We start from the raw sequence: 13673 nt of genomic DNA, 5'->3' as shown, positions 1-13673 counted from the left end.
TTTCTTTCGTGAGGAGATTGAGATGCAGGACAAGATCGACCAACTCCGCTCAGACGTCGTCTCGCCGCAATCGCTGTTCATTGGCGGCGAATGGCGTGCACCTCAAAGCGACACGACCATGGATGTCATCTCGCCGATCGACGGATCGAAATTGACGACCATTGGCGATGCCGGTGCAGTCGATGTCGATTTGGCCGTCAAGGCTGCTCGCGCCGCTTTCGAGAAAGGCACGTGGTCGAAGGCAGCGCCCGCAGAGCGCAAGAAAATCCTTTTCCGGATCGCCGAGCTGATCGAGCGCGATGCGCTTGAACTGGCGGTGCTCGGCGTGCGCGACAACGGTACGGAAATCAGCATGGCCCTGAAGGCCGAGCCCGGCAGCGCGGCCGCCACTTTCCGCTATTACGCCGAAGCCCTCGACAAGGTCTACGGCGAGATTGCCCCCACCTCCGAAAGCGTTCTCGGCCTCATTCACCGCGAACCCGTCGGCGTCGTCGCCGCTATCGTGCCATGGAATTTCCCGATGATGATCGGCGCGTGGAAGATCGCGCCGGCGCTGGCAGCCGGCAACTCGGTGGTGCTGAAGCCAGCCGAAGGCGCATCGCTCAGCCTTCTGAAACTGGCGGCAATGTGTGCTGAAGCCGGCTTGCCGGAGGGAGTGCTCAATGTTGTCACCGGCCGCGGCACGGTCGCCGGCGAGGCGATCGGCCTGCATGGCGATATCGATGTTCTCGTTTTCACTGGCTCCGGCGGCGTCGGCCGCCGGCTGCTCGAATATTCGGCGCGCTCCAACCTGAAGCGGGTCTATCTCGAACTGGGCGGCAAATCGCCCAACATCGTCTTCGCGGATGCGCCGGACCTTGAACAGGCCGCCAAGGTCTCTGCGCTCGGCATCTTCAGAAATTCGGGGCAGGTCTGCGTTGCCGGGTCGAGACTCCTGGTCGAGCGGTCGATCCACGAAGCCTTCGCAGAACGGATCTCAGCCATTGCCGAAAAGATAAAGGTTGGCGATCCGCTGTTGCTCTCGACCGAATCCGGCGCCATCTCCAGCGAGATCCAACTCGAGAAGGACCTCGGTTTCGCCGCCCAGGCGCTGTCCGAAGGTGCAAGACTGAGGACCGGCGGCGGCCGTATTCTTCAGGACACCGGCGGTTTCTACATGCAGCCGACCGTTTTCGACGTGACGCCGCAGATGACGCTGGCCAGAGAGGAGGTTTTCGGACCGATCCTCTCCATCATTCCCTTCGATGACGATGCAGAGGCAATCAGCATTGCCAATGCCACGCCTTATGGTCTCGCTTCAGCCGTGTGGACCGGCAATCTGTCGCGCGCCCATTGCATGGTGCGGGGAGTCAAGGCCGGCGTCGTCCACGTCAACACCTATGGCGGCGCCGACAACACCGTGCCGCTCGGCGGCATCCGCCAGTCGGGCAACGGCCATGACAAGTCGCTGCATGCGATGGACAAGTACCATAATCTCAAGACGGCGTGGATCCAGCTCTAGCTTAGTCGAACACTTTGCTGAGAGCAGGGGCGCAGTTGAAATGCCGGATGCATCTAAAGTTAAAGCTCCCGCGTAGCCCGTTCGCTGTCAGCCGCAACGCGGCTGACAGCGAATACCTTCAACCTCCGAAGCTGCCGAGTTGCGTCGGGACATGAACGTAATTCCGGTCAAAATACAGTAACGCGTTGCCATCGGGGCGGGATCTGATGCCGGCGATCCGTCCGATGAAGATGTGATGGCTACCGACAAGTCTTGCCTCAGACAGCTCGCAATCAAATGAGACGATCGCATCCGCGAGAGCATCCGTACCTGAAGGCATTGCGACCCAATCCGCAGAGGCGTAGCGCGCCTCCATATCGGCGGTTGCTCCGGCGAATTTCCCGGCTAGCTCTCTGTGGTCGTGACTTAATACGTTCACGCAGAACCGGTGGTTTTCCAGAAACAGGGCAGTTTGGGCGGATCGGCTATTCATGCAGACGAGCAGCGTCGGCGGCTCATCCGTGACGCTGCACATGGCCGTGGCGGTGAACCCGCCGCGACCGGCGGGACCATTGGTGGTGATGACGTTGACCGGCGCGCAAACGCGCGCCATGGCATTGCGGAACTCGGTTTTGGAAAAGGCCTCCTCCATGGTCGCCTCCTATTCAGCAGCGGACTTGAACTGGTCTGCATTGCCGATCGGCGGCAACCAGGTGTCACCGGTCCAGCCGTTTTCGTCGTAGTCGCTCATGCAGGTATCGACCAAGGCCTCCATTTCGCGCAACCGTCCGCCGCGCTCGGCCCCCTTCAACACCTGAAGGCGGACTTCTTCCGGCGCTCCGGCATAGTTCAATTCGTAGAGCGCATGCCGTCCGCCGAACTCGGTTCCGGTTGCGTCCCACAGCAGCTTCATGATCTTGATGCGTTCGATATGGCCCATATCGTTGGAGCCGCGCACATATTGGCCGAGATAGCGGTCGATCTCCGGATTGCCGAAATCCTTGGCCGAGGACGGCAAATAGATCAATCCCGAGGCGACGACCTTGCGGACCGTCTCGATGACCCGGGGATAGGCTTCCGACATGAAAGTGCGATAGGCGAGAGCCGCCTCCAGATTGGGCAGCACTGCGCCGTTCGCCCAGGGGATCGGATTGTAGGCCATGGCGTTGGAGAAGCTCCAGAACATGTGGCGCAACGCGATGACTTCACCAAGTGCGGCCTGATTGCCGCGGAAGGCATCGCCGCCGGTCGCCCGCAAAGCCTTGGCGAGCAGGCCCGCCAGGAAGTCGAGTTTGACGGCGAAACGCGTGCAGCCCTGGAAGCAGTAGCCGTGCATGAAGCCGGAAGCGGGATGGAAGGACAGGATCTTCGGCGCATCGCGCAGGACCAGCACGTCCTCCCAGGGGATGAAGACATTGTCCAGAACCAGGATGGCATCGTTCTCATCGAAGCGGGAAGAGAGCGGGTAGTCGAACGGCGTGCCGACACGGTTTGCCGTTTCCTCATAGGAAACGCGGCAGAACATCTTGATGCCGGGCGCATTCATCGGAACGATGAACATCACCGATAGCGACGGGTCTTCCGTAACCGTCGCCGAGCTTTGCGCCAGGAAATTGTAGTGCGTCAGCGCAGAGGACGTCGCCACCACCTTGGCGCCCGAGACGTAGATGCCTGCATCGGTTTCCTTGGTGATATGAACGAATACGTCTTTTACGGCATCCGCCGGCTTGTGGCGGTCGATCGGCGGGTTGACGATCGCGTGGTTCATGAAGAGAGCCGCTTCCTGAGCGCGCTTGTGCCAGGCGAGCGCATTGTCCTTGAAGGGACCGTACCAGTCGGCATTGGCGCCCAGCGTATTCATCAATGCCGCCTTGTAGTCAGCGGTACGGCCCATCCATCCATAGGACATACGGGCCCAATCGGCGATCGCGCCCTGCTGGGCGACAAGATCAGCGGAGGACTTTGCGACGCGGAAATATTTGTGGGTGTAGCCTCCGGAGCCGGTGTCGGTCGGCGATGTCAACCGTTCCTTGGTCTTTTCCGCATGCAGCGCATCGTAAAGCCTGGCGAGCGAGCGGGCGGAATTGCGCATCGAGGGATGCGCGGTCACGTCCTTGACACGCTCACCATTGATGTACACCTCCCGCCCGTCACGCAGGGATGCCAGATATTCCTCACCGGTGAAGGGCCGCTTGGTATCGGCCCGGAAATCTTCTGATCGCATGTCGTCCTCCCTTGATGTGAGACAAATGCTAGTCCTTGCGTTCGCCTTCCACCATGGACAGAATAGGGAAATCACTTGTACTTTTTACGGCGGCCAGCATGAACGACATCGTCCCAAGTTTCTTTGTCTATGGCGAACCGGATCGCCCTTTGGAGATCGGGTTTCTTCATGTCGAAACGGTGATGGCGCGCGCAAATCTCCATTCCGGCCAGGTTCGAGCCCATAAGCATGATCGGATGATGCAGGTCACTTTCTGGACCAGCGGCAACGGATCCTATTTCATAGAAGATCAACGTTTGGACTTTTTGGCGCCTGCCGTCAGCTTCGTGCCGAGCGGCGTCATCCACAGCTTCAACGTCGATCCGCTTGTTTCAGACGCGGTCGTCGTGTCGATCGCAGACAGTCTGCTGCCGTCGATCGCCGGCCAGACGACGCTGCCGCTGGATCGCCCGGTGATGGTGACGGGGCAAGGCGCGGAAGCGTTCTGGGAGAGACTTCGGCGGACCATGCAATTGATCCTGGAGGAGTACGCCGAGGGGAGAGGCCAGGCCGATACGATCCTTTCACCATTGGTTGCCGCCATGCTGACCCAGATCCGACGCCTGGCGTCCGACGCGCCGACGCTGGCACAATCGCCACAACGCCTGCTTGCTGGTGACCTTCGACGGCTGATCGACCGGCATTTTCGCGAGAACTGGCCGGTTGCGCGCTACGTTTCGAGCCTCGGCACCACGCCGCATCTTCTTGCCAAGGCCGGGCACATGGCATTCGGCCGGGGCGTCAAGGACATGATCGCCGAGCGTCGCCTGCTCGAGGCCAAGCGGCTGTTGCTTTTCACCATCCGATCGCTCGAGGACATAGCCTACGAGGTGGGCTTGAAGGATGCCGCTTATTTTTCGCGCTTTTTCCGCGCGCGGACCGGTATGCCGCCCAGTGAATGGCGGCGGCAAAACATAGCTGGTGAGAAGAGTCGGGATGACGGACTCTAGTTAACATGTGAAATATATTGACAGGGCGATCGATCTTCGACACTCTTTCAGTTTACCGGTCTCAGGTGTTGCCGCCTTTTTGCGCTTGTGGGAGAGTCGCGCGAGACGGACATGTCGTTGACTGACACTGTTGGGAGGCAGAGTTGGAGCTCTTGAACAATCAGGCCCTGATGCAACACGCATGGGCAACCGTTCCCTATGATCAATGGACCAGTGATCTCCAATCGATCTGCGGCAACTTCAATCCGAAAGCAATGGAGAGCGGCAAGGCCGTAACGGGGGCAGCCCGGCGTATCGATGTCTGCGGTATGGAGTTCGCCCATGTTTCCAATGATCTCGATCGCGTCCATCGAGATTGGGATGACATTCGCCGCGACGCCAACGAACACCTTTTTCTCATCATGCAGCTCGAAGGGTCCTGTGGTCTCGAGCACGTCGGCCTCCAGGCAGTCCTGGATGTCGGTGATTGCATTCTCGTCGACTCGACCCGGCCCACGACATTCCATTTCGGTGGACAGTTCAGCAATCATCTGTCGCTGCATTTGCCACGCCAGATCATGTATGCCGAAAGCCCGATCGATTTCGACATCGCCCGCAAACTCGAGGCCTTTGACCCGATGGCAATGATGCTGCGTGCGCTGGTGGCGAAGATCATGTCCAATTCGGCATCGGATGCCGCGTCTGCCAATCTGCGGCACCTGATGTTCAATGCGACGCGACAGGCCTTCGTCTCAAACGGCGAGGCCATGTCCGCTCTCAACGACAGCGCTTCGCGGCGGCTGGAAATGGTCGACATACTGATCGACCGACACCTGACCGAGAGCGATCTCAGCGCCAAGTGGCTGGCGACACGGATCGGCGTATCCATCCGCACGTTGCAGCAGGATTTTCAAGGTATCGGCATGACCTGCACCACGGTCATCCGTGACAAGCGGTTGCGCCTCGTGCGTGAAAAGATCGCGCAGATCAAAGATCAAAGAAGCCCAAGGACGATCGCGGAAGTCGCCTATTCGGCCGGTTTCAATGATATTTCCTATTTCAATCGCAGCTTCAAGGATCTGTTCGACTGCGCGCCGACCGATCTGCTCAGGCCGGTGACATCAACCGCACAATAGTGCAGTTTGAATACTTGATGAGCCGACGGCCTGTTGCGTTTGAAACCAAGTCGCGGCGCGCTCCTGCCCAAGACGGCTTTCTTCTGCCCCGTCATACTCCTTCCAAAGCTCAGGGAGGAGCCAATCGTGAAGCAGTACAGTCTGTTCATCGGCGGAGCACGCATCGAGACCGCAACCTATGCCGACGTTCGCAACCCATCGACCGGCGAAATCGTCGGTCAGATGCCGCTGGCGACGGCGGCGGATCTCGACCTTGCCGTTGCCGTCGCCTCAGCCGCCTTTCGCACTTGGAGCCAGGCGTCGGAAGAAGAGCGCCAGGCCGCCTGTCGCGCCATTGCCGAAAAGATCGCAGCCAATGGCGAGGAACTTGCACGCCTTTTGACGCTGGAGCAGGGCAAGCCTCTCAATGGTCTCGGTTCCCGGTTTGAAATAGGTGGTGCACTTGCGTGGACACGCCATACGGCAGAGCTGAATCTGCCCATCGAAATTCTGCAGGACGACAATGAAGGACGTGTCGAATTGCATCGCAAGCCGATTGGCGTCGTCGGTTCGATCACACCCTGGAACTGGCCGGTGATGATCGCTTGCTGGCATATCGTGCCAGCGGTGCGAGCCGGCAATACGGTCATCATCAAGCCCTCGCCGCTGACACCACTTTCGACGATCCGTCTTGTCGAGATCATGAATGAAGTGCTGCCGCCCGGCGTCGTCAATGTCATCACCGGCGAAAACAGCATTGGTGCAGCACTTTCCGCCCATGACGGCATCGCCAAGATGACCTTCACAGGCTCGACCGAGACCGGCAAGAAGGTCATGGCTTCGGCTGTCGCGACGTTGAAGCGCCTGACGCTCGAGCTTGGCGGCAATGATGCCGGTATCGTTCTTCCCGATGCCGACCCTGCACAGATCGCCGAGGGCCTGTTCTGGGGAGCCTTCATCAACAACGGCCAGACCTGCGCAGCGCTGAAGCGCCTTTATGTGCACGACAGCATTTATGAAGACGTCTGCGCACGGCTTGCCGACTACGCCGGCAGGATCGTGATCGGCGACGGCCTTGACGAAACCAGCATTCTTGGCCCGGTCCAGAACGAAATGCAGTTCAACAAAGTTCGCGAACTTGTCGATGATGCGCGCGCCAATGGCGGCCGAATTCTCGCCGGCGGCACGCCGATCGATCGGCCGGGTTACTTCTATCCGATCACGCTTGTTGCCGACGTCGACCATGGTGTTCGTCTCGTCGACGAAGAGCAGTTCGGGCCGGCACTGCCGATCATTCGTTACACCGATATCGATGAGGTCATCGCCCGCGCCAACACCAATCCCGCCGGGCTTGGCGGCTCTGTCTGGTCGGCAGACGCCGAAAAAGCCAAGCGCTACGCAATGCAGCTCGAATGCGGCTCGGTCTGGATCAACAAGCACGGCACGATCCAGCCGAACGCGCCCTTCGGCGGCGTCAAACAATCGGGCATCGGTGTCGAGTTCGGCTCCGAAGGGCTGAAGGAATTCACCACGATCCAGACGGTGTTGAGCTGAGCCATGGCGAACTTCGACTATATCATCGTCGGTGGCGGATCGTCCGGCTGTGTGCTGGCAAACCGGCTCTCCGAGAACCCGGAAAACAAGGTCCTGCTGATCGAATCCGGTCGGCGTGACACCGATCGCTGGATCCATGTTCCAGCGACCTTCTTTAAGGTTCTCGGCAAGGGTGTCGACATTCACCCCTATGCCTCCGAGCCGGAGAAGGGCCTCAACGGCCGCCCTTGCATTACCCCGCAGGGAAACGTGCTCGGCGGTGGCAGTTCCGTCAATGCGATGATCTACATCCGTGGCCACAGGAACGACTACGATACGTGGTCGCAGATGGGGTGTCACGGCTGGTCCTACGACGATGTGCTGCCGGCTTTCCGATCGCTTGAGAATAACGAGAGCCTCAGTGGCGAATTTCATGGCCGCAGCGGCGGCCTGCACGTCTCGAACCCTCGTCACCGCCATCCGCTGAGCGAAGCCTTCATTCAGGCAGCCACGGAAGTCGGCATTCCGTATAATCCCGACTTCAACGGTGCAGACCAGGAAGGCGTCGGGTTCTATCAGAGTACGACTTACCGGGGGCGTCGTTGGAGTTCCGCGCAGGCGTTCCTGCGCGACGCGGAGATAAGGCCGAACGTCACGATCCTGACCGAACGCAAGGTCGCCCGCATCCTGTTCGAAGGTCGGCGGGCGACGGGTGTCGCGTTGCAGGATGGCACCATATTCACCGCTACCAAGGAAATCGCCCTGACGGCGGGTGCGATCGCGACACCCAAGATCCTGCAGCTTTCGGGCATTGGCGAGGCCGAGCATCTCCGCTCTCACGGCATCAATGTGGTGGCCGACCTGCCGGGCGTCGGCGCAAACTATCAGGATCATCTCGAAGCGCCGGTTCAAGGCGAAACGCACGAGCCGATCTCCATCCTCGGGCATGACAGTGGGATTCGCGCCGCCGGACACATGGCGCGCTACCTGCTGTCGCATCGTGGCCTGCTTTCATCGAACGTCGTCGAATGCGGTGGTTTCGTCGATACGGCGGGCACCGGCCAGCCGGATGTTCAGTTCCATGTCCTGCCGGTTCTTGTGGGCTTCGTCGACCGCGATCCCGAACCCGGTCATGGTCTCAGCATCGGCCCCTGTTACCTTCGGCCGCGCTCGCGCGGCACCATTCGTCTCAGAAGCGCCGACCCGAATGACAGGGCGGAGTTCAACGCCAATCTCCTCTCGGACCCGGCCGACCTCGATACGTTGGTGCGCGGTGTCGAGACAGCGATCCGCATTCTGGATGCGCCAGCACTTGCGAAGCTTATCAAGCGACGCGTCCTGCCGAAACCGGGGGTCGAAAGTGATCCCGCGGCATTGCGAGACTACATCCGCCAGACCGCCAAGACCGTTTTCCATCCGGCGGGCACGGCGCGCATGGGGCGAGCTGACGATCCGATGGCGGTTGTCGGGGCCGATCTGAAAGTGCGCGGCGTCGAGGGTCTGAGGGTATGCGACGCGTCGGTGATGCCGACGCTGGTATCGGGCAACACCAATGCTCCGGTGATGATGATTGCGGCGCGCGCGTCCGCCTTCATGACAGGCAAGGCGATCGCCGGCTGAGGCAGAGATTCCACGATGGAAGACGTTCGCGGGGAGTGCGGACAATAACGGAAACTGGAGGAGGAAACGATGAGAATAGATATGAGGGGGCTGGTGGTCGGCCTCGGCCTGATGCTGCTTTCGGCATTCAGTGCTCATGCCGCTGCGTCCTGCGGCGACAATACCGGCAAAGCCGCGACCGGTGAACCGATTGTCATCGGTGCGATCACCGGCAAAACCGGTCCGGACGATTTTTCGAATTCAACCAGGGCGGCCAAGGCCTATTTCGACTGCTTGAACGCCAATGGCGGGATCAAGGGGCGGCCGGTCAAATATCTGGTCGAAGACGATCAGTGGAATCCTGAGACGGCCGCTCAGCTGGCCGCCAAGCTCGTCAACGACGAGAAGGCAGTGCTGATGGTCGGCAATTCGAGCTTTGTCGAATGTGGCGCAAACGCGGATTTCTACAAGAAGTCCGGCATTCTCGTCGTCGCTGGCGTCGGCGTTCCTCGCGAGTGCTTCTTTGCCGAAAACTACGCCGCGACGAATGCCGGACCGCGCGTCTCCACGCTGGGCGCCATGGGCTACGCATTGGATCAGCTCAAGGCAAAGTCGGTCGTTTGCATCGGTCCGAACATCCCGAACGTCGGTACATGGTCCTGCGACGGCATTAAGTCCCTAGCCAAGGAAAAAGGCTTCACGGCGGAAACGATCCTGATGGATCCCGGTACGGCCGACTCGACCTCGATCATCCTGCAGGCGGCGGCTTCCAAGCCTGATGTCATTATCCTCGGCCTTCCCAAGGGCGTCACAATCCCGCTTCTGACCGCGGCCGAAGAACAGGGGCTCAACCAGACCATCAAGTTCCTGAGCGCGGCATCGGCTTATGATCTTTCGGTGCCCGGTACAATTGGCGCAGGCTGGGATGGTAATTTCTATGTCAACATGGAGTTCAACGATCTCGAGGCCGCGACGCCCGACAATCAGAACTGGCTTGCCGTCATGGACAAATATGGTCAGCCGTCCGATCCGCGCGACACGTTCGCCCAGGCCGGATATCTTGCCGCCCGGATTGCCGAGAAGGCACTGATGTCACTTGATCCCAAGGACATCACCCGCGAAAGCACCAGTGCCGCCATCCGGCAGGTCAAGGGCTTTGCCAGCGATATTTTCTGCGCGCCTTGGTATTTCGGCGATGGTCAGCCGCGCCACAATGCAAATTCAACGACGCGCATGGCAGTCAGCGAAGGCGGCAAGTGGAAGGTGATTTCCGATTGCGCGCCATCGCCCGATCCGGAGTTGGCCGACATCCGCGCCTTTGAAAAAAGCGCCGGAATAGCTCCATAAATTGAGGCATCACGCATCATCCCGTGGTCCGGGCCACGGGATACGCTGCCCGCCGTCTCTTCGGCCGCACATCGGAATCCGCTCATGACCTTTTTACCATTTCTGATATCGGGTCTCGGAATTGGGGCCGTCTATGCCCTCTCAGGCGTCGGCCTTGTCATCCTCTTTCGGGCAACCGGGGTCCTTAACTTCGCCTCCGGCGCGTTTGGTGCTATCGGCGCGCATTGCGCCTGGCAGCTTCTCGAATGGAAAATGCCGCTTTCCGTGGCCATCCTCGCGGCCGTCGTCGTGTCCACGGCGATCAGCTTTCTCTACGGGCGGATCTTTGCGCCTATGCTATCGCATCGCGATACGGTCGTGCGCGCCGTCGGGACCTTGGCGCCGGCCTTGGTGCTGATCGCCCTGATGGGAATTATCTGGGGTGAGCTGCCGCGTCGCCTGCAGTTTCCGACCGACCAGATGTTCATTTCCCTCTTCGGTGTTCGCCTGACCTATACGCGCATCATCGCCATCCTGCTTGCTGTGGTGATGGTTGGCTCGATCACACTGCTGCTCAATCGGACGCGCCTCGGCCTTGACATGCGAGCCTTGGCCAACGACCGCGACCTGAGCGCAATTCTCGGTGTTCGCATTCTCTACACAGAAACGGCGGCATGGGTCATTACCGGCATTTTTTCCGGTTTCGCCGGCCTGCTGCTTGCCGACCTCGTCCGCCTCCAGGGCACGTTCCTGACTTTGCTGGTGATCCCAGCGATCGCGGCGGCAATTCTCGGCCAACTGCGCTCGCTTTGGGAAACGGCTGTCGCTGGGCTTCTGATCGGCATTGCCGAAGCTGCGCTCACCCCGGTCGGCTGGATCTCACCCTATCGCGCCGCCGCACCTTTCATTATCGCGCTCGTCGCGGTGACGATCTTGGGGAGTACGGCCAAGGCCGTATTGAAGGACCGATGATGACTTCGCAACAGACGATACAGGCATTACCGGAGCGCGTTCCGGTGGCCCGCTTTCCCAAACAGCTTCTTCAAGTTCCCGCGACGATGGCTCTGTTTGCTGCCGTGGTCACGTGTCTTGCCAATTCCTACTGGCTGTCGGCCGCAACGTCGGCGGTGGCGCTGTCGCTCTCGGTGGCGGGGCTGGCGATCCTCTATGGGCAGCTCGGCCTGGTCTCGCTCTGCCAATTCGCGCTCGTTGGGGTTGGCGGGTGGGTAACGCTTCGTGTCGGCCACGCCTTTCACCCGCCGTTCGAATTCAGCCTTCTGGCCGGAGGCATCGTCGCTTCCGTGGTCGGCCTTGCCTTCGGCTTGCCGGCGCTGCGCTTGAGGGGGCTTTATCTTGCCCTGGTCACGCTGATGCTCGCGGGGGCGTTTCAGATCATCATCAGCGCCTGGGGCTTTCCCGACGGCGGCAGCGGTTTTCTCGGCCGCGCCGACGGTTCCGGCCGTGCCATGCTTCCCCGGCCTGAAATCGCCGAGGGAGCCGTCGGCTATTTCCTCTATGTTTGCCTTGCCGCGACGATCGCTCTGCTGATCGCCCAATGGCACAAACTGGGACGACCCGGCCGCGCCTGGGCTCTGATCCGCAAGGGCGAGACGGTCGCCATTGCAAGCGGCGTCAATGTGCTGACCTACAAGGCATGGGCATTCGCGCTCAGCGGCTTCCTCGCGGGCGTTTCTGGTGCACTGCTTGCCGGAAATGTCGGACAGCTCGATGGTCGTGCGTTTGGCGCCTTCGAAAGCCTGAACCTCTTCGCCCTGGCGATCGTCGGAGGCGTCTACAACTGGTACGGAGCGCTGATTGCCGGGCTGCTGCTGCGGGCGGTGCCGGCACTGCTGACCGATCTCGGGATCGATGGATATGTGACCATCGGTATTTTCGGCGTCGCTCTGTTCCAGGCATTGGCGACGGCACCATCCGGCATCGCCGGACAGATCGCCTCGCTGATCGCCCGGCTGCGATTCGGTTCGGCAAAGGAGAGGGCGCGATGATCGCCATCGACAACCTTGTCGTCCAGTTCGGCGGCGTCAAGCCGATCAATGAATTGACGGCGACGCTTGCTGCGCCAATCGCCGGTCTGATTGGCCCGAACGGTGCGGGTAAGACAACCCTGCTCAATGTTCTCTCAGGTTTCGTTAGGCCGGCTCGTGGCAGCGTCGCACTGAATGGCGAACAACTGCTCGACCTTGCACCGCTGCAGCGCGTGCGCGCCGGCCTCCGGCGGTCTTTCCAGACAGAGCAGGTCGTCGAGGATCTGACGGTGTCGGGCAATCTCGCCGCGATCGCAGATCATGTAGTGGCGCCGCTAAATCGCGCCGCGGCCATCGATGCCGCTCTTGCTTTTGTCGGCCTCCGACCGGTGACCGATAAGCTCGGCCAGTCGCTCAATCTGTTCCAGCGCCGTCTGGTCGAGCTCGGCAAATGCGTGATCGGCAATCCCAGGCTCATCCTGCTCGATGAACCTGCCGCCGGCCTGACGGAAGAGGAGGGCGGCATGTTTCGCGAACTCGTTTTGCGCATCCCCGCCGAAGTCGGAGCGCAAGTGTTGGTGATCGATCACGACGTCGAGCTCATTCGGGCGATGTGCAGCGAGACGATGGTGCTCGATTATGGAAAGCTGCTGGCGCTGGGGCCGACGGAAGCGGTGCTTGCCGACCCGAACGTGCGTCGCGCCTATCTGGGGGAATTCTGATGGCAGCGATCTCATCCGTGGTCGTTAAAAACCTCGCCGTCGAGCGCGGTGGCAAACGGGTCATCCACGATGTCTCCTTTGCCATCAAAAGCGGAGAAATCACCGCTTTGCTGGGTGCCAACGGCGCCGGTAAGTCGAGCACCGTTATGGCGCTTGCTGGCGTCCTGCCTATCGCTGGCGGCAGAATGCGGCTCGACGCGACGTCGCTCACCGGGCTTTCTCCCGATCGCATCCGCCGGGCCGGCCTGGCGCTGGTGCCGGAGGGCCATCGGGTGCTGGGCCAGCTGTCGGTGGAAGACAACATTCTCGTTGCTGCCTTCGATGGATCGCCTTCCGCCCGTCGGGAGGGACTCGAAAGAGCCTATGAAATATTTCCCGAACTTGCCCAGCGCAAACGCCAGCTGGCTTCCGATCTCTCGGGGGGCCAGAAGCAGATGGTCGCGATGGCGCAGGCGTTTATCGCCAAGCCAGGCTTCATGGTGGTCGATGAGCTTTCGCTTGGGCTGGCGCCGGCTGTGGTCAAGCGGCTGGCGGAAGCACTAAAGATAGCAGCCCAAAACGGCATCGGCGTGCTCCTGATCGAACAGTTCGCCAACCTTGCTCTCGATCTGGCCGATCACGCGATGGTCATGGAGCGCGGCCGGCTGGTCTATGACGGTGCTTCCACGACGTTGAGGGCCAATCCCGAAATCCTGCATGGCGCCTATCTCGCCAGCTGATC

General features: G+C 60.6%; 12 protein-coding genes. 10 read left to right on the top strand and 2 right to left on the bottom strand.

Annotated features, from left to right (window positions below):
- Positions 1-22: 22 nt before the first annotated feature.
- Positions 23-1501 carry an aldehyde dehydrogenase gene (locus J3P73_RS20065; protein WP_130665039.1) on the top strand — a complete coding sequence of 493 codons (1479 nt, stop codon included), beginning with the start codon at positions 23-25 and terminating at the stop codon, positions 1499-1501.
- A gap of 118 nt (positions 1502-1619) precedes the next feature.
- Here J3P73_RS20065 and J3P73_RS20060 read toward each other — a convergent pair whose 3' ends face one another.
- Positions 1620-2132, bottom strand: coding sequence for a flavin reductase (locus J3P73_RS20060; RefSeq protein ID WP_018073576.1), 513 nt, complete (start codon positions 2130-2132; stop codon positions 1620-1622).
- Between the two features lie 9 nt (positions 2133-2141).
- On the bottom strand, positions 2142-3704 hold the full coding sequence (locus J3P73_RS20055) for a 4-hydroxyphenylacetate 3-hydroxylase N-terminal domain-containing protein (protein ID WP_130665038.1): 1563 nt from the start codon (positions 3702-3704) through the stop codon (positions 2142-2144).
- A 53-nt stretch (positions 3705-3757) separates the two neighbouring features.
- Between J3P73_RS20055 and J3P73_RS20050 the strand changes: the two genes are divergently transcribed.
- The 9 genes from J3P73_RS20050 to J3P73_RS20010 all read left to right on the top strand — a co-directional run bounded on the left by J3P73_RS20050 (position 3758) and on the right by J3P73_RS20010 (position 13671).
- The gene (locus tag J3P73_RS20050) at positions 3758-4693 is read left to right on the top strand and encodes a helix-turn-helix domain-containing protein (RefSeq protein ID WP_130693103.1); all 936 of its coding nucleotides are present in this window, start codon (positions 3758-3760) and stop codon (positions 4691-4693) included.
- Between the two features lie 170 nt (positions 4694-4863).
- Positions 4864-5808: a helix-turn-helix domain-containing protein gene (locus J3P73_RS20045; protein WP_397463100.1), complete on the top strand. Its 945-nt coding sequence runs from the start codon at positions 4864-4866 to the stop codon at positions 5806-5808.
- A 126-nt stretch (positions 5809-5934) separates the two neighbouring features.
- Positions 5935-7341, top strand: coding sequence for an aldehyde dehydrogenase family protein (locus J3P73_RS20040; protein WP_130692557.1), 1407 nt, complete (start codon positions 5935-5937; stop codon positions 7339-7341).
- Positions 7342-7344: 3 nt separating this feature from the next.
- The gene (locus tag J3P73_RS20035) at positions 7345-8940 is read left to right on the top strand and encodes a GMC family oxidoreductase (RefSeq protein ID WP_130665037.1); all 1596 of its coding nucleotides are present in this window, start codon (positions 7345-7347) and stop codon (positions 8938-8940) included.
- A 69-nt stretch (positions 8941-9009) separates the two neighbouring features.
- Positions 9010-10266, top strand: coding sequence for an ABC transporter substrate-binding protein (locus tag J3P73_RS20030; RefSeq protein ID WP_130675704.1), 1257 nt, complete (start codon positions 9010-9012; stop codon positions 10264-10266).
- A gap of 84 nt (positions 10267-10350) precedes the next feature.
- Positions 10351-11217 carry a branched-chain amino acid ABC transporter permease gene (locus tag J3P73_RS20025; RefSeq protein ID WP_130773641.1) on the top strand — a complete coding sequence of 289 codons (867 nt, stop codon included), beginning with the start codon at positions 10351-10353 and terminating at the stop codon, positions 11215-11217.
- The gene (locus J3P73_RS20020) at positions 11214-12251 is read left to right on the top strand and encodes a branched-chain amino acid ABC transporter permease (RefSeq protein ID WP_024323631.1); all 1038 of its coding nucleotides are present in this window, start codon (positions 11214-11216) and stop codon (positions 12249-12251) included. The genes J3P73_RS20025 and J3P73_RS20020 overlap by 4 nt, the downstream gene beginning before the upstream one ends.
- On the top strand, positions 12248-12952 hold the full coding sequence (locus tag J3P73_RS20015) for an ABC transporter ATP-binding protein (protein ID WP_003550310.1): 705 nt from the start codon (positions 12248-12250) through the stop codon (positions 12950-12952). Before J3P73_RS20020 ends, J3P73_RS20015 begins: the two co-directional genes overlap by 4 nt.
- Positions 12952-13671 (top strand): ABC transporter ATP-binding protein, encoded by a 720-nt coding sequence (locus tag J3P73_RS20010; protein ID WP_024323630.1) that lies wholly within the window; start codon positions 12952-12954, stop codon positions 13669-13671. The genes J3P73_RS20015 and J3P73_RS20010 overlap by 1 nt, the downstream gene beginning before the upstream one ends.
- Positions 13672-13673 lie beyond the last annotated feature (2 nt).

Source organism: Rhizobium ruizarguesonis, assembly GCF_017357285.1.
GTDB classification, from domain to species: Bacteria; Pseudomonadota; Alphaproteobacteria; order Rhizobiales; family Rhizobiaceae; genus Rhizobium; species Rhizobium ruizarguesonis.
This window is presented reverse-complemented; position numbering and strand designations above follow the sequence as displayed.

Coding starts and splice junctions, on each gene's coding strand:
- J3P73_RS20065 (WP_130665039.1), top strand. CDS start 23: ATGCAGGACAAGATCGACCAACTCCGCTCAGACGTCGTCTCGCCGCAA.
- J3P73_RS20060 (WP_018073576.1), bottom strand. CDS start 2,132: ATGGAGGAGGCCTTTTCCAAAACCGAGTTCCGCAATGCCATGGCGCGC.
- J3P73_RS20055 (WP_130665038.1), bottom strand. CDS start 3,704: ATGCGATCAGAAGATTTCCGGGCCGATACCAAGCGGCCCTTCACCGGT.
- J3P73_RS20050 (WP_130693103.1), top strand. CDS start 3,758: ATGGACAGAATAGGGAAATCACTTGTACTTTTTACGGCGGCCAGCATG.
- J3P73_RS20045 (WP_397463100.1), top strand. CDS start 4,864: ATGCAACACGCATGGGCAACCGTTCCCTATGATCAATGGACCAGTGAT.
- J3P73_RS20035 (WP_130665037.1), top strand. CDS start 7,345: ATGGCGAACTTCGACTATATCATCGTCGGTGGCGGATCGTCCGGCTGT.
- J3P73_RS20030 (WP_130675704.1), top strand. CDS start 9,010: ATGAGAATAGATATGAGGGGGCTGGTGGTCGGCCTCGGCCTGATGCTG.
- J3P73_RS20025 (WP_130773641.1), top strand. CDS start 10,351: ATGACCTTTTTACCATTTCTGATATCGGGTCTCGGAATTGGGGCCGTC.
- J3P73_RS20020 (WP_024323631.1), top strand. CDS start 11,214: ATGATGACTTCGCAACAGACGATACAGGCATTACCGGAGCGCGTTCCG.
- J3P73_RS20015 (WP_003550310.1), top strand. CDS start 12,248: ATGATCGCCATCGACAACCTTGTCGTCCAGTTCGGCGGCGTCAAGCCG.
- J3P73_RS20010 (WP_024323630.1), top strand. CDS start 12,952: ATGGCAGCGATCTCATCCGTGGTCGTTAAAAACCTCGCCGTCGAGCGC.